This window comes from Radiobacillus kanasensis (assembly GCF_021049245.1).
GTDB classification, from domain to species: domain Bacteria; phylum Bacillota; class Bacilli; order Bacillales; family Amphibacillaceae; genus Radiobacillus; species Radiobacillus kanasensis.
Map to the genome: position 1 here is coordinate 2031481 of NZ_CP088020.1, position 14962 is coordinate 2046442.

General features: G+C 39.1%; 17 protein-coding genes. All 17 read right to left on the reverse strand.

Annotated elements, in window-relative coordinates; genetic code table 11:
- Nucleotides 1-2: 2 nt before the first annotated feature.
- On the reverse strand, nt 3-1193 hold the full coding sequence (gene ccsB, locus KO561_RS10565; protein ID WP_231093188.1) for a c-type cytochrome biogenesis protein CcsB: 1191 nt from the start codon (nt 1191-1193) through the stop codon (nt 3-5).
- Between the two features lie 28 nt (nt 1194-1221).
- Nucleotides 1222-2838, reverse strand: coding sequence for a cytochrome c biogenesis ResB family protein (locus KO561_RS10570; protein WP_231093189.1), 1617 nt, complete (start codon nt 2836-2838; stop codon nt 1222-1224).
- A gap of 24 nt (nt 2839-2862) precedes the next feature.
- Nucleotides 2863-3429: a thiol-disulfide oxidoreductase ResA gene (gene resA, locus KO561_RS10575; protein ID WP_231093191.1), complete on the reverse strand. Its 567-nt coding sequence runs from the start codon at nt 3427-3429 to the stop codon at nt 2863-2865.
- A 55-nt stretch (nt 3430-3484) separates the two neighbouring features.
- Nucleotides 3485-4213: a pseudouridine synthase gene (locus tag KO561_RS10580; protein WP_231093193.1), complete on the reverse strand. Its 729-nt coding sequence runs from the start codon at nt 4211-4213 to the stop codon at nt 3485-3487.
- Between the two features lie 106 nt (nt 4214-4319).
- A complete protein-coding gene (locus KO561_RS10585) occupies nt 4320-4850 on the reverse strand; it encodes a spore maturation protein (RefSeq protein WP_231093194.1) in 531 nt (176 codons plus the stop codon).
- Nucleotides 4847-5437: a nucleoside recognition domain-containing protein gene (locus KO561_RS10590; RefSeq protein WP_231093196.1), complete on the reverse strand. Its 591-nt coding sequence runs from the start codon at nt 5435-5437 to the stop codon at nt 4847-4849. Before KO561_RS10590 ends, KO561_RS10585 begins: the two co-directional genes overlap by 4 nt.
- Nucleotides 5430-6548 (reverse strand): D-alanyl-D-alanine carboxypeptidase family protein, encoded by a 1119-nt coding sequence (locus tag KO561_RS10595; RefSeq protein ID WP_331000783.1) that lies wholly within the window; start codon nt 6546-6548, stop codon nt 5430-5432. The genes KO561_RS10590 and KO561_RS10595 overlap by 8 nt, the downstream gene beginning before the upstream one ends.
- Before the next feature lie 134 nt (nt 6549-6682).
- The gene (scpB, locus tag KO561_RS10600; protein WP_231093198.1) at nt 6683-7279 is read right to left on the reverse strand and encodes an SMC-Scp complex subunit ScpB; all 597 of its coding nucleotides are present in this window, start codon (nt 7277-7279) and stop codon (nt 6683-6685) included.
- Nucleotides 7280-8017 (reverse strand): segregation/condensation protein A, encoded by a 738-nt coding sequence (locus KO561_RS10605; protein ID WP_231093199.1) that lies wholly within the window; start codon nt 8015-8017, stop codon nt 7280-7282.
- A gap of 166 nt (nt 8018-8183) precedes the next feature.
- Complete coding sequence (locus KO561_RS10610; RefSeq protein ID WP_231093201.1) at nt 8184-8540, reverse strand: GNAT family N-acetyltransferase; 357 nt, start codon at nt 8538-8540, stop codon at nt 8184-8186.
- Nucleotides 8541-8772: 232 nt separating this feature from the next.
- Nucleotides 8773-9237, reverse strand: coding sequence for a M50 family metallopeptidase (locus KO561_RS10615; RefSeq protein WP_231093202.1), 465 nt, complete (start codon nt 9235-9237; stop codon nt 8773-8775).
- Between the two features lie 620 nt (nt 9238-9857).
- Nucleotides 9858-10292 (reverse strand): peptidylprolyl isomerase, encoded by a 435-nt coding sequence (locus tag KO561_RS10620; protein WP_231093203.1) that lies wholly within the window; start codon nt 10290-10292, stop codon nt 9858-9860.
- Entirely contained in the window at nt 10273-11607 is a 1335-nt protein-coding gene (gene lysA, locus KO561_RS10625) for a diaminopimelate decarboxylase (RefSeq protein ID WP_231093206.1), read from the reverse strand. The genes KO561_RS10620 and lysA overlap by 20 nt, the downstream gene beginning before the upstream one ends.
- Before the next feature lie 206 nt (nt 11608-11813).
- Nucleotides 11814-13298 (reverse strand): spore germination protein, encoded by a 1485-nt coding sequence (locus tag KO561_RS10630; RefSeq protein WP_231093207.1) that lies wholly within the window; start codon nt 13296-13298, stop codon nt 11814-11816.
- Entirely contained in the window at nt 13291-13860 is a 570-nt protein-coding gene (locus KO561_RS10635) for a stage V sporulation protein SpoVABEA (protein ID WP_231093209.1), read from the reverse strand. The genes KO561_RS10630 and KO561_RS10635 overlap by 8 nt, the downstream gene beginning before the upstream one ends.
- 31 nt (nt 13861-13891) lie before the next feature.
- The gene (locus tag KO561_RS10640; protein ID WP_408004813.1) at nt 13892-14320 is read right to left on the reverse strand and encodes a stage V sporulation protein AB; all 429 of its coding nucleotides are present in this window, start codon (nt 14318-14320) and stop codon (nt 13892-13894) included.
- Nucleotides 14289-14912: a stage V sporulation protein AA gene (locus KO561_RS10645; protein WP_231093212.1), complete on the reverse strand. Its 624-nt coding sequence runs from the start codon at nt 14910-14912 to the stop codon at nt 14289-14291. The genes KO561_RS10640 and KO561_RS10645 overlap by 32 nt, the downstream gene beginning before the upstream one ends.
- Between the last annotated feature and the right edge of the window lie 50 nt (nt 14913-14962).

Consider the following 14962-nt stretch of genomic DNA (forward strand, 5'->3'; position numbering starts at 1 on the left):
CACTATGCGTATGAGTGTAATCCCGCAAGAATGAGATTCACAGCAATTAGATTAAACATAATAATAGCAAATCCCCCTACTGCTAGCCATGCGGAACGCTCTCCATGCCATCCTCGTGAAAGTCTTAAGTGTAAAAATGCGGCATAAAAGAACCATGTAATTAATGCCCATACTTCTTTTGGATCCCAGCCCCAAAAGCGATCCCAGGCTTGTTGTGCCCAAATCATAGCAAAGATAAGCGCACCGAGCGTAAACACTGGGAATCCAATCGCTACGGAACGATAAGATATTTCATCAATTAGATCTGGATTAACCTTTTTCAATAACGGTTGAATAACAGCTCCCACTCTTTTTCTAGCAATTAATCTTGCGAGTAGGTATAAAACCGCTCCAGTTATCATAGACCATAACAATGTATTAAATTTACGTGCGGCGTCTTCGCCTTTCATCCAGGTTGGTGCCTCAAACAATGGAGAAGCCACATCCGTTGTCAGTAGTTCGCTGTCATGCGGACCAACAATGGAGGGAAGTTCATAAGTGGTCGTGATCGGTTCTCCATCTACATCAAACTCGTATTCTGCTTGATATCCTAACCCACTATAGATAGAAACAATTAAAACGAAACCAATAACAGAAAAAATGGAATACAAAATAATTTCCAACCATGTTGTTTTGGCAGATCGTTTTGTTTGGTCTATTTGGCTAATCAGATAAATAAGACCAGCTGCAAAGCTAACTGCTAAAATTGCTTCCCCTAAAGCGGCTGTTGTTACGTGAATATAAAGCCAGTGACTTTTTAATGACGGTACTAAAGGAGAAATTTCAGTTGGAAACATACTCGCATAAGCGATAATTAATATTGCCACAGGAAGCGCAAATAGTCCGAGAATATTTACTCGATATATAAAATAGATAATAATGAACGCAAATACGAGCATCATGCCAAAGAAAGTTGTGAACTCGAACAAGTTACTGACCGGTGCATGTTGACTAGCAATCCACCTTGTTATAAAGTAGCCAATTTGGGCAATAAACCCGATGACTGTTAACGTAATTGCTATTTTCCCTGCAGTATTTTTCGTTCCATCTGCCCGTTTATCCTTGATCGTACCAGCGAAAAAAAATGTTGCAATTAAATATAAAACGAATGCAGCATACAATAAATTACTACTGATTGATGCGAGATCTCCCATTTTTATCCTCCTTCAAAGCGAACAACTATTATTTTTTAATTTCCTGTTGGTCTTCTACCATGTTAATATTTGTTCCTTCGATGATTTTTCCTATATCTTTTTTAACCCCGTAATAATTTTTATTCGTGTGACCTGCTACTAGTAGACCTGTTCCAGTTGGATGTATCCAAATCCGTCTATGATGCCAGTACATGCCTTGTATAACACCGATCATAAAGATAAGACCACCAAGTGCAATAAATGGTATGGTGTAGTCTCTTTTTACCGTTAATCCTGTAACATCTCTCATTTCAAACTCTTCAATTCCTACCTTATATTCATTGTCACCAGACGGCACATTGCGGCCGATTGCGGCAAAACTAACTTCCGGTTCTGTTTCATTTGGAGGATAGACAAAAAAGACAAAGGCAGGATTTTTCGGATATTTTGACTGAGATCTCGGTTCTCCATCATTCATGTAATATTCCGGAAAATACTGATCAATCACAACACGGAAACCGTTGTCCAATTCATATTCTGATTCGGGATTCATTAAGTCAATTTTGAAGGTACCTAGTGCTTTTTCCTCTGAGTCATCCGTCCGATGAACACGAAACGTCATAGACTTAAATTCATTTAACTGATAATTAGATTGATATAAAGCAAACCCATCAAATTTTAAAGGATGGTTCACTTTAATACTATCCTCTTTTAAAGCTTCAAGCTCTGGCTCAGCACCAGGAATATCCGCATTTGTATTTTCATAAACAATAGCATTCGTTTGAAAATTACTAGGAACAACACCTTGTTTCGCTAAAGATTCTTTATAACGCTCATCTCTTTCGTCATAGGTTTCCACAATGAAATCTTCGTTTTTAACGTAATACTTTTGCTCCGTACTAGGAACGACTACTGTTTCTCCTTCACGGACCCATACGTAATCATCTATGTACATAAATGGAACAAACCGTAGCAACGCCCCTAATAAAAATACGATAAGTCCAACATGGTTCACATAAGGACCCCACCGAGAGAATCTACCCTTTTCGGCTAAGACATGTCCATTCTCCTCCGTCACTCGATAACGAAGCTTCCGAAGCCGCTCCACTAATTGCTGCTTTTCTTCCGAAGTCACCGTTTCTGTTTCACTGAAAAGACGTTGTCTTCTCATAAAGTTTTGGTGACGAGTCGGTTTTTGATTTTTTAATGCCTTGTATAATGGGACGACACGATCAATACTCGCGATCACGATAGAAATCCCAATCATCGCGATAAGGATCATGTACCACCATGAACTGTATAGATTGTGAAATCCAAGCTGATAATAAACCTGTCCAAAGATACCATACTGGTCTTCATAGTGCTGTGCTGGGTCTACCGTTGGAGGAATATACATTTCTTGCGGGAAAATAGTGCCTATCGCAGAAGCAACTAACGTAATAAAAATTAACGTAACTCCTACCTTAACAGAAGAAAAGAAATTCCACACTTTATCTACTACTGTCTTGTTTTGCGTTTGTGACCTTCGCGCACTACCTTCGTAGCGCATGTTTAACAAGCTTTTTTGTTCTGCTGACTCTTTCTCTAGTGGCAAGCCACAAGAAGCACAAAATGCCGTACCCTTTGAGTTTATGTGACCACATGACACACACGCGTTTTGTTCCATCCAAACCCCTCGCAATATCTCTGTTTATTTCGGTTGAATTTGCTGTAAGTATCCCTCTAATCGGCTTAACGTGAGGGCTCCAGACACTTTTTCAACGACTTCCCCTTCTGGACTAATAAAGAAGGTCGTTGGAAGTGGGTCTATACTATACAAATCCATTACCTGGCCTTTATCATGTAATACAGGGAACGTTAAATCATAATTATCAACAAATTGTTCGATGACGAGCTCTGTTGCATCTACACTTACCGCAACAATTTCCACACCTTTATCCTTATATTCCGGATACAGTTTCTGCATATAAGGCATTTCATCTTCACAAGGTTCACAGTACGTCGCCCAGAAATTCAGCATAATACCTTTTCCTTTTAAATCACTAAGCTGAAGAGAACCTCCATCACCATTTATCTGCTTCAATTGAAAATCTTTTGCTTCATCCCCAACATCAATAACACTGTTATCTTTCAAAAAGTTCGAAACAAGGGCAAATACTAAAGCAGCAAACAAAACGAATAAAATCGCAGATCGGAAAATCAGTCGATTTTTCTTTTTATTTTTTTTATTTCTATTCGCTTCATCTATTTTTGTCATATATGCACACTCCTGCCCCCATTATAGCATCCATATTCCGTTTAAATTTTGACTATTATTTAACAATTTTTTGCGCCTGGGCACGTAATTGTTTTACTTCATGTGGAGTGAGCTCACGATGCTCCCCTGCATTAAGCCCTTCTAACGTTAGAAAGCCATATTGTTCTCGTTTTAATTTGGCAGCAGGATACCCGATCTCCTCCAACATCCTTCTGACTTGACGATTCCTTCCTTCTTGTAAATTTATTTGTACAATTGCCGTATTTTTCTTTTCGTCTGCAGATAATACTTTTGTGAAGGTAGCTTTTAGTTTTTCGCCATTTGATAATATCCCTTTTCGTAGCTTATTAAGCTCCTCTCTACGTGGAATCCCTTTTACCTTAGCCACATAGATTTTCTCCATTTCATATTTAGGATGCATCAGTAAGTTGGCGAATTCCCCATCATTGGTTAACAGAAGAAGACCTGATGTATCATAATCTAATCTTCCGACCGGATATATCCGCTCCTTTACTTCCGGAAAAAAATCTGTGACTACTTTACGATTTTTGTCATCCCTTACACTTGAAATGACACCTCTTGGCTTGTACAACATATAATAAACGGGCTGCTCTTTCTCGAGTGGTACACCATCTACTACAATTTCATCATCCGGACTAACTTTCGTTCCCAGTTCCTTCACAACTTGTCCATTTACCTTTACTTTTCCTGCCTCTATTAGTTTCTCTGCTTTTCTACGAGAGGTTACTCCACTCTGTGCTATTATCTTTTGTAAACGTTCCATACTCAATATAACCACCTGCTTTTTCACTTTTCCTTACCCAGTGTTGACCTATTTTTCATTATTTAACGTAAAACAAGCGCTAACACTCACATGTTAACGCTTTTCGTCATAAAAATACAATCGACACGACTATAATCGATGCAATTATACCAATAAAATCTGCAATTAGTCCAACTTTTAATGCGTCCCCCATCCTTCGTATTCCAACTGCGCCAAAATAGACAGTTAAAATATACAACGTAGTATCTGTTGATCCTTGCATAGTCGAGGCCAGTCTACCAATAAAGGAATCCGGTCCATGGGATTGAATCAATTCGGTTGTCATTCCTAATGCCGCGGTCCCCGATATAGGTCGAACAAGGGCAAGTGGAACGATATCCGCCGGAACTCCGACAGCCATTAAGAACGGGGATATCCATTCAATAAAAGCTTCTAAAGCTCCAGAACCCCGTAATATCGCTATAGAAACCATCATTCCTAATAAAAAAGGTAGAAGAGAAAACGCCATATTGATGCCTTCTTTCCCACCTTCTACGAAACTTTCATAGGTCGGAACCTTCTTCCAGGTGGCAACCACTAACACGATTAAAATGATACATGGTATGATCCATGTGCTTAGGGTCGTAATCAGTGTCATCCTTTATTTTTCCGCACCCTTCTATAGTGGAATAACCGATCAATGAGTATAGCAGCCATGGTGGAAATCAATGTCGCCATAATCGTAGTACCGACTATTTCTGTCGGTGCTACCGATTCATATTTCATTCGGATCGCGATAACGGTTGTCGGAATTAACGTTAAGCTCGATGTGTTAATGGCTAAGAAGGTAATCATGGAACGACTTGCCTTGTCTGATTGACTAATCTGTTTCATTTGCTCCATTGCTTTGATTCCCATTGGAGTTGCAGCATTCCCTAGACCGAACAGGTTGGCCGTGAAATTAGATAAAATGTATCCCATTGCTGGATGATCTTTTGGTATTTCTGGAAACAATCTTGTAACAAATGGTTTAAAAAAACGAGTCAACAATGATAATAAACCCGCTTCCTCTGCTACTTTCATAATCCCTAACCAAAAGACAAGTACACTAATTAATCCAATTGAAAGCGTTACAGCTTCATCTGCCCCTTCAAAAAGGGCTTGATTCACTTGATCCATCGTCCCATTGAACATGGCATACAGAATGCCAACTATAGCCATAAAAGCCCAGATTAAGTTAACCATCTGCCTGAGCCCCAGTCATTTTCTTCAATACTTGAACGACTTGATTCCAAAATCCTAAAGTCTCCTCTGGTTGCGCTTCTGAATAAATAGAGGTGGACGTGATCGGCTTCCCATCTATACGAAATATCTTTTTTCCGATGACGTCTCCGGGATCATCTTCTGCGGCTCCTTTTTCAATAAAGGTTTCCGATGTCAACTTTTCGTTTTCTTCCTCTGTTAATGGATAAAGAATATCATCATGAATAAAACCTTTGACTATATCATCACTACCTTGCATCGAATACGATTGAATTCCTTCTTCTTGAAGTTTTTTCATATTGTAGTTCTCAAACCCCCAGTTAAATAAACCCATATGATCTTTCCAATCATCTGGACCATCCAAAGTAACTACAATAAGTTTCATTCCATCCTTTTCTGCAGTAGAAACGAGCGTACGTCCTGCTTGTTTTGTATAACCCGTTTTCCCTCCAGTACTGTACTCATAATATCTAGTAAGAAGCTTATTCTTGTTCCCCCAAGCAAATTGGCGAGACTCTGCCTTGTAGGACTTCGCACTTGTAATTTCTTGAAAGGTTTTATTATTCATTGCATGGCGCATTAATAAGGCCATATCATAAGCGGTCGAATAGTGGGTCTCCGAATCTAACCCATGCGGATTGTCGAAGTGGCTATTGGTCATCCCTAACCATTGCGCTTTTTGATTCATCAAATGAACGAAGCCCTCTACACTTCCTCCCACATGTTCGGCAATGGCAACCGCTGCATCGTTCCCCGAACGAAGCATGAGACCATACACGAGATCTTTTAATTTCATTTTTTCGCCTTCTTCTAAATAGATAGAAGATCCTTCTGTATAAACCGATCGTCGGCTGGCAGTAACCGTTTCATCCAACATTCCAGATTCTACCGCTACGATAGCGGTCATGATTTTCGTAATGCTGGCAATAAGATGTTGGTCATTTGCTGCCTTTTCAAAAAGTACTCGTCCCGTATTTTGTTCCATTAGTACTGCGTTTCGAGCAGAAACCCCTGGTTTAGCAATCGTTTGAACGGGTTGTACGAGCAATGCAATCACACTTATACAAACGAGTAGTATTCCAATTCGCTTCAATGTGGTACCTCCCAACCTTCCCAATGTCTTTACAATCTTATGCAAAAAGGACATGCATATGACTGGTAATGAACTTTTCATCACAATAAATTGGGCAAAATGAAGCAAAAAGAAAACTAACCCAAAATTATGGATTAGTTTTTTTCATCGTCATTCTCTTGTTCCTTAAATTTCTGGAAGAATAAATCAGCGTCTTGCTCTACATCGATATCGGTTACTTCTTCTGGTAATGGTGGTAGCTCGTCGATTGACTTTAAGCCAAAATATGTAAGAAAATCCTTCGACGTTCCGTACATAATCGGTCGTCCTACCCCTTCTTTTCTACCCTTTTCTTCGATTAGAGATCTGGAGACAAGTGTTTGAACCGGTCGATCACTTTTCACTCCACGTATTTCTTCAATTTCTGTTCTCGTAATTGGCTGCTGGTACGCAATAATCGCCAATGTTTCCAAGGCCGCTTGGGATAACTTCGAAACATGTGGAGATTCTAATAATCGTTGGTAGTAAATAGAATGTTCTGGTTTAGTCGTTAGATGATACGTTCGATTCGATTCCATGAGCGTAATCCCTCGTTCCGTATGCTCATAATCAAATTGTAGTTCCTCTAAAATATGTGCAATCGTCTTTTCATCTAGTTGCAAAATATTTACCATTTGTTTGATTGAAAGTCCATCGTCTCCAGTTGCAAAAAGGAGTCCTTCCACAACCGCTTTATAGCCTGCCATTTCCATCTAGTTTTCCCCCATTTGATACACCAGTAATTCGTCGAAGTGCTTTTCTTGGACACAGTATATCTCTTTTACCTTCATAAGCTCTAATATGGCGATAAAGGTGACAACAATATGTGACTTCGTTGGTTCAGGAAAAAGACTCGTGAATCGAACTCCATCTTTACTCCGTCTGACGATATCCATTACTTCTTCCATTCTTTGTGAAATCGGTATTTCCGCTCTTTGAATGGTCGTGTCCATTGGTTGTTGCCATTTTTTCCGTTCAAAAACTTTGGACATCGCCGCAATCATATCGTAAATGGATAGTTCACCGCGAACGACAGGTGGTCGCTCGCTCCTATTATCAAATACTTGAGGTGGCCTCGTAAATATTTGATTAGATTCAGATTCCCTTTCCTGTAATTGCCCTGCTGCTTCTTTATAACGGCGATATTCGATCAAGCGGCGCATTAATTCTTCTCTGGGATCCTCTTGGTACTCCTCATCTTCCGCTTCCAATTCTTGATTAGGCAGCAACAATTGGCTTTTAATCGCTAACAACGTTGCAGCCATTACTAAATATTCACTTGCTATATTCAACTCAAGCTGTTGCATCGTATGAATATAGTTCATATATTGCTTGGTAATCTCCGCAACAGGAATATCGTATATATCAATTTCATATTGATTTATTAAATGTAACAATAAATCAAGGGGTCCTTCAAAATTATCTATTTTTACGAGATAGGATTGATCCATATCGTTTACTTCCTTCCATCTACTACAGAATTACTCTGATGCTGAAGATTGTTATGAATTTCATCGGACTTTTTTGAGCATCCTTTACTTGGACAATCAAGCCTTCTCTTATCATATACAAAAAACTAGCCCTACAACAAGGGCTAGTTTGTGATTTTTTGTCGAGTTATGTATCTTCACGCTTTTGAAGCCTATCTAAATAAGCCTGTGTAGAAGAATTAGCTACTACCTTATAATCTTGATACATGTCTTTAATTCCTTCAATCATCTTTCTTCCGATTCCTAAGCTACGATGCGAAGGATTCACGGATATATGCTGCACAAGCACTTCCTGATCGGCTGGAAAAATAACGCCGACTGCTCCAAGTATATCCTCTTCTTTCCATAAAAATAGCTGCCAATTCGGGTTTGTTTCATACTCTTTCATTGTATGCTGTAATTTCTTTACTTCTTTTTCTTCAGGCATAAAAGACAGAAGACCCATTGCTATTTTTTCAAAACTTTTCTTGTACCTAATTAGCATATAAACCCCTCTTTATGGACATAACTTGCTATCCATATTCAGATTGTAAATCTATTAAAGACGGAATGGACATAGTTTGTCAAATCCTGTTTCTCTTAAAATACAAAAATAAACCAATAAGCGAAACCCCAAATAGTCCCAAGCACTAATATTATGGTAAATAAGATCCAATTTTTCTTTTTTATATTCAACAATGATCCTTCCTTTTCTCATGGTCCTTTGTTAAATCATACTACGATTTCTTAGAAAAGTCATGGTTGTATCGGACTGTCTTCCAGAGGATGGATGCAACTTTATACCCATCTGACTCCTGCATCGCAACTTTAAATGGGATAAGGTTTACCAAACAAAGCCATAAATTAAACAGACTTCCTAAATGGATGAACGGAAGAGAAATCCAATATGTTCCGAGAAAGATTAGTAAATTCAATAATGGACCAGCTAATGATATCCATACTAGTTCGAAACGATTAAAAGCCTGTTCCTTGTGATAGTTTGAATATCCACCTAAGAAAAAGAAACGATTCACTTCCACACGGAAATTGTTTTGTTTCCAAGCAAATATGGACTTGCCCCTCCCAACAGACAGCTCCACTTGGTCAGCTCTACATATTCTAGCTGCAAAGCAATGACCCGCTTCATGGAGTATGATACTCAGTGGTCCGATGACGATAATGAATACGAGTAAGCCAAGCATATCTTTTCCTTTCCAATTCCATATTAATCCTTTTCCTTATCCTACCATACTTCTCTTTCTATGAAATGACTTCTCCATGACTTTTTTATGAAAAACATAAAGGGTCTGGGACAAAACTATAATTTCCATTCTAAAGGATCGATTACAAGATATGATCCTTAGAATGTTCATTTTCAATGGTTGGATCTTATACACATTTGATATAAATTGCGACACAAGAGAAGTTTACAAAAATACCATCGGTTAGAAAAACTGCTCGATTTTGGGTACGAAGTTGATCTCCTTTGCGGAAAGCGGAGTATTCTGCCGGAGCGCGGCATCAAGCTTCACTTCATTACTTTTTCAATAAATTATTAATTAAAGTTACGTTGCAATTTATATATTTTTAGCATCAATATTTTCAAACGCTCCCAAAAAATAAAAATCCGAACTGATTCGAATTCTAATGGAAGAATTTTGAAACCATAGTTCGGATTATAAGATACTTTTACAGGATATCCTGTTGCCTTCATCCGTCCAGTGAAGAACTGAACTACACAGACGTTGTGACTGAAAAACTTTGAAATGAAACTTTGCTAATCCACGCCTTAAGGCTTTGATTAGCAAAGTTTTCTTTTATATTAAACCGTTTCTACACGCACTTTCTTCATTTCGTCCCCTTGTTGAATACGAAGGACGGTATCCAATCCCTCGATGACTTGGCCAAACACCGTGTGAACGCCATCCAGATGTGGTTGTGATTCATGAACTAAGAAAAATTGACTTCCACCTGTATCTTTTCCGGCATGTGCCATAGATAAAGCGCCAGCCACGTGTTTGTGAGGGTTGCCTTCTGTTTCACATTTTATTGTGTAACCAGGTCCACCTGCACCTGTTCCCGTAGGATCTCCACCTTGGGCAACAAATCCCGGAATAACTCTATGAAAAGTTACCCCATCGTAAAACCCGTCATTTGCTAGTTTTTCAAAGTTAGCTACTGTGTTTGGTGCTGCATCCTCATACATTTCAATAACAATTTTTTCTCCATTTTCAAACTCAATTGTTGCTTGCTTCATTCAAAACGCCTCCATTGTATGCATATTGTAAATCATTGCGAGTTAAATCCTCATAGGTTTCACGTCGGATCACGAGCTGGTCTTGACCATCTTCTACAAAAACAACCGCCGCTTTCGGGAAACGATTATAGTGGTTAGACATCGAATAGCCATAAGCGCCCGTACTAAATACAGCTAACAGATCACCATGCGTAATCTCTGGAACGTCTATATCCCAGATGAGCATATCACCTGATTCACAGCATTTTCCTGCAATCGATACTTGCTCTTTCAGATCTAGATTCATTTTATTGGCTACAACTGCTTGATATTTCGCTTGATACAAAGCAGGTCGAAGGTTATCCGTCATTCCACCATCAACCGACACGTATTTCCGGATACCAGGGATGTTTTTGATAGCTCCCATCGTATAGATGGTTACACAGGCATTCCCTACAATGGAGCGACCAGGTTCAATCCAAATTTCTGGTACTGGCAATTTTAATTGCTCTGCTTGTTGTTTCACTTCAGATACAAGTGCTTCTACATATTCAACGAGTGGTAGTGGCTCGTCCTCTGCTGTATAGCGAATCCCAAAGCCTCCACCAAGGTTTAATACTTCTGGTGTGTAATCATAGACTTGGCTCCACTGATGTAACGAATCAAACAATCGGCGCACAGCCATGACGAAGCCATCTGTTTCAAATATTTGTGAGCCTATATGGCAGTGCAATCCTTTCACATTCAATAAAGGGGATGCATTAGCAAGTAGAAATGCTTGTTCTGCCTGACCGTTTGTTAAATCAAAGCCGAATTTGGAGTCTTCATTTCCTGTTAAAATATAGTCGTGGGTGTGTGCTTCAATTCCAGGAGTAACACGAAGTAATACGTCCATCGACGTATTATTTTCTTCTAAAATTTCCTTCAGGATTTCAATCTCATAAAAGTTATCAATGACAATACAACCAATTCCATACTGAACGGCCATTTCTAACTCTTCTCGACTTTTATTATTCCCATGCATATGAATCTTTTCTACAGGGAAATTGGCTTGTAAAGCTGTGTACAATTCTCCTTGGGATACAACATCTAGGCTTAAACCCTCTTGCTCGGCAACCTGGAGCATCGCCACAGACGAAAAAGCTTTGCTTGCGTATGCAACTTGGTAGTCGACGCCTAGTCGTTTAAATGTTTCCACAAATGCTCTTGCATTTTTTCGAATGACAGAAACATCATACACAAAAAGTGGTGTTCCGTACTTATGGGCCAACTCGACCGCGTCCATTCCACCTATTTCTAAGTGGCCATTTTGATTCGTTGGAAAGGGATAGTCCATGTTATGTTCCTCCTTGCCCTATGCCTTCTGATCTATTAATATCCTCCCCTAAAAAATCCCTTATCCTCCCTGAAAAGTAACACTTAAACAGATGGGATAAGGGACTTTATGGATGAAAAGTTCATCATCATTTACCATCTAAAAACGTTGAAAGTTTCATGTTAAGGATACAGCTAATTTACCATAATGCGTGGTCCCATTCAACATTAAACCTTTTTCGGTTGACGATAGTTGTTTCGAGGATGAACAATACTTGGACGATCCTTGGACATAGGAACCGATACTCGAACTAGTATTTGTATCAAAGCTTTTGCGTTAAAAGGAAGGAATGGCCATAAATAAGGTGTCTTTAACGATTTAATGTGTGCGAGTAACAAGATATAAAGGGTAAACCCAATCGCAAATCCTTTCACACCAAAGAAGGAAGTTAATATCAGTAGTGCAACCCTCGACATTTTATTTGCAACACTTAATTCATAACTCGGTGTCGCAAAAGTTCCTATTGCACTTATTGACACATACAAGATTACCTCAGCTGTAAACAAACCTACGTCGATGGCGATTTGCCCAATTAACGTAGCTGCAATTAATCCCATAGCCGTAGCCAGTGGTGTCGGTGTATGGATAGCCGCCATTCGCATAAATTCCAAACCGATATCCGCTAGAATGATTTGAATGACAATCGGAATGTTACCTTGCTCATTCGGTCCGATGAAGGACAAATCTTTTGGTAATAACGAAGGTTCCATTGCTAACAATAACCAAAAAGGAAGCAAGAAAACGGAAGCAATAATCCCGGCAAAACGAATCCAACGAATAAAGGTACCAACAGCGGGAGATTGGCGATACTCCTCTGCGTGTTGGACATGGTGAAAGTATGTCGTTGGTGTAATGATTAAACTTGGTGACGTATCAACCATAATTAAAACATGTCCCTCTAACAAATGAGTGGATGCAACATCTGGCCTCTCCGTGTAACGAACTAGCGGAAAAGGATTGAAGCCTTGCTTCACTAAAAACTCTTCCACCGTTTTGTCCGCCATTGTGATTCCATCAATTTCAATATGCTTGATTTCATCCTTAATTAATTTGATTAAACCTGGATCGGCAACATCATCTAAGTAGGCGATACATATATCCGTTTTGGACCTCTCACCAACCTTTACAATTTCGTGACGTAATCTCTCGTCTCGTACTCTTCTTCTTGTTAATGCGGTGTTTTCCACAATATTCTCTGTAAAACCATCTCTTGACCCACGAATGACTTTTTCTGTATCGGGTTCTTGAGGCGTTCGTCCCGGGTAGCTTCTTACATCAATGATATACCCGTATTCTTCCCCATCAATCAAAATGACAATTAATCCCGTTAATAATTGATCAACGACTTCATCCATCGATTCGACTCTTGTGACTTGTTGATGAATTAACCTATTTTCAACCAATTCTCCAACTTTATTAGAGCTTCGATCCGATTCATTTATCTCTAATAACTTTTTCATAAGTTCTACAATAACTGGTGTTTCACAAAGTCCAGTCAGATAATAAAGATTTAATTGTTTTTTTAAAATTGTGAAATCGCGTACTCCAACATCAAAGGAAGTCCCTAGTCCAACTCGTTCTTCCATAAACGTTTTATTCTCTTTTAATTTTGAAGATATAGAAGTCTTAATACTATTTTTATTTCTATTCATCATTTCCTCCCCTTTCCAGAATTAGTTCAATTGCTTTTCTAGTGATAGGAGATCCTTTTTTTATATCATCACGTCCATACATCTTGCCGATATCCCCGATTGCTACGACTATCGGCAAATCTATCTGGTCCAAAGCATATACCGTATCCCCATTAATTCGCCCGACATCCTCAATGGGAATCCCTTCTTTATCCACACCGTTCGCCGTTAAATTCCCTTCGTTATCAATAGCAAATGTAAATCTCGTCCATTCTAAGTTTTTCGTATGAGACGCGACAGCAATTGCTCCAATGATTTCAATAGTAGAATCCTTGTACATATCTATTAATATGTGCTCGCCCGCACCGATTCCGTGCCAACCAGCATCATCCACTAATACAAAGACGAGGTCAGATCGAGCAGATTTTACAGCCTCCATCACTTCCTTTGAACTAGCTTTTGTAGGGTTATCGGATAAATGAGATAAACAAGTTCCTCCGAACAGCGGTGCCAAGTAATCCATCGTTTTTCGAGCATACTCATCCCCATCCGTGATAACGATCACTTGTTTCCTATTGCTCATTCAAACCTATCCTTTCTATATGAGAGGGTGCTTATTTTACAAAAAAGACCCATTGGAAAAGGGAACCAAAAATTTTCCCAAATACGATGGCCATTAAAAACCAAAGTATATGTATTTCCATTCCAACTCTTTTCGCTAACAACGGGAATACATTTAACACTTCTGTCAGTGCAGCGGCCAACATGCCTATAAAAATACCGTGCAGAGCGCCCCAAATGACGATAAATGGTTTTGAAACATAAAACTGAGCATCTGTAAATGCTAGATATACGCCAAACAGAGCTCCAAGAATAACCGCAAGTTCTATGATCTTGACATAGTCATACGTCTTACTTAATTGAATCAATCGCGGAATAATACCCAATACGGTTAAAAATGCGACGAAACCAGTACCAACAACTAGACCAGAGGCAAAACCGATAAATATCTCAGCGATGGCGGGAACGAACATCTGGAACATTCATTTCATTTTCATGGTGACTAATATACTGGTCTAAATCTTGTTGGTATTTAAACATTTCCACTTCAAGCGGACTAGGTTCCTCGTTAAACCGCTTTTTAAACAAGTGATTAAAAAATAAAATCATACCGACTCCAAGCCCAATTGAATAAGGTATTTGAAGCCATAACGGCTGGTCCACTTGTTTTCCGGTTATTAAAAAATGGAGCTTCTGTTGAACCTCCTGCATACTCACATCATAATGAAAATTCATGATTGCCATCGCTGATCCAACAAATAATAAAAGCCAGATCATAGATGCTAAGACAATCGATGGAGCCTTTGTTTGTTTCTGTAAATATAAAATCGTTTGAGTCGGTCCCACTAGCTGTAAATCACAGTCAGGGAATTGCTGTTGGAGCTTCTCTAGAATAAGGAAACCATCCAATACTCTTACGGGGTCTTTCTTATGGATAGTGAAGTCTATAAACGTGTTTTCTACTCTCCGTTTCAGGACTGAACTAGAAGCGATTAATGCAATATCCTTCATCTGTAGTTGTTTGTTTGGGGTTACTTCTAGCTTTTTTTTCAATCTAATATAGACAATTTCCAAGGGAGTCTCCTCCTTTTAACTAGTTCTAGTATGGATGGAAATGGCTTAGT

Excerpts from the sequence above, each read along its gene's own strand:
- KO561_RS10610 (WP_231093201.1), bottom strand. The coding sequence starts at position 8,540 with ATGCTAATTAGGTACAAGAAAAGTTTTGAAAAAATAGCAATGGGTCTT.
- KO561_RS10620 (WP_231093203.1), bottom strand. The coding sequence starts at position 10,292 with ATGAAGCAAGCAACAATTGAGTTTGAAAATGGAGAAAAAATTGTTATT.
- KO561_RS10640 (WP_408004813.1), bottom strand. The coding sequence starts at position 14,320 with ATGTTCCAGATGTTCGTTCCCGCCATCGCTGAGATATTTATCGGTTTT.
- ccsB (WP_231093188.1), bottom strand. The coding sequence starts at position 1,193 with ATGGGAGATCTCGCATCAATCAGTAGTAATTTATTGTATGCTGCATTC.
- scpB (WP_231093198.1), bottom strand. The coding sequence starts at position 7,279 with ATGGAAATGGCAGGCTATAAAGCGGTTGTGGAAGGACTCCTTTTTGCA.
- lysA (WP_231093206.1), bottom strand. The coding sequence starts at position 11,607 with ATGGACTATCCCTTTCCAACGAATCAAAATGGCCACTTAGAAATAGGT.
- KO561_RS10630 (WP_231093207.1), bottom strand. The coding sequence starts at position 13,298 with ATGAATAGAAATAAAAATAGTATTAAGACTTCTATATCTTCAAAATTA.
- KO561_RS10570 (WP_231093189.1), bottom strand. The coding sequence starts at position 2,838 with ATGGAACAAAACGCGTGTGTGTCATGTGGTCACATAAACTCAAAGGGT.
- KO561_RS10590 (WP_231093196.1), bottom strand. The coding sequence starts at position 5,437 with ATGGTTAACTTAATCTGGGCTTTTATGGCTATAGTTGGCATTCTGTAT.
- resA (WP_231093191.1), bottom strand. The coding sequence starts at position 3,429 with ATGACAAAAATAGATGAAGCGAATAGAAATAAAAAAAATAAAAAGAAA.
- KO561_RS10615 (WP_231093202.1), bottom strand. The coding sequence starts at position 9,237 with ATGCTTGGCTTACTCGTATTCATTATCGTCATCGGACCACTGAGTATC.
- KO561_RS10585 (WP_231093194.1), bottom strand. The coding sequence starts at position 4,850 with ATGACACTGATTACGACCCTAAGCACATGGATCATACCATGTATCATT.
- KO561_RS10580 (WP_231093193.1), bottom strand. The coding sequence starts at position 4,213 with ATGGAACGTTTACAAAAGATAATAGCACAGAGTGGAGTAACCTCTCGT.
- KO561_RS10635 (WP_231093209.1), bottom strand. The coding sequence starts at position 13,860 with ATGAGCAATAGGAAACAAGTGATCGTTATCACGGATGGGGATGAGTAT.
- KO561_RS10605 (WP_231093199.1), bottom strand. The coding sequence starts at position 8,017 with ATGGATCAATCCTATCTCGTAAAAATAGATAATTTTGAAGGACCCCTT.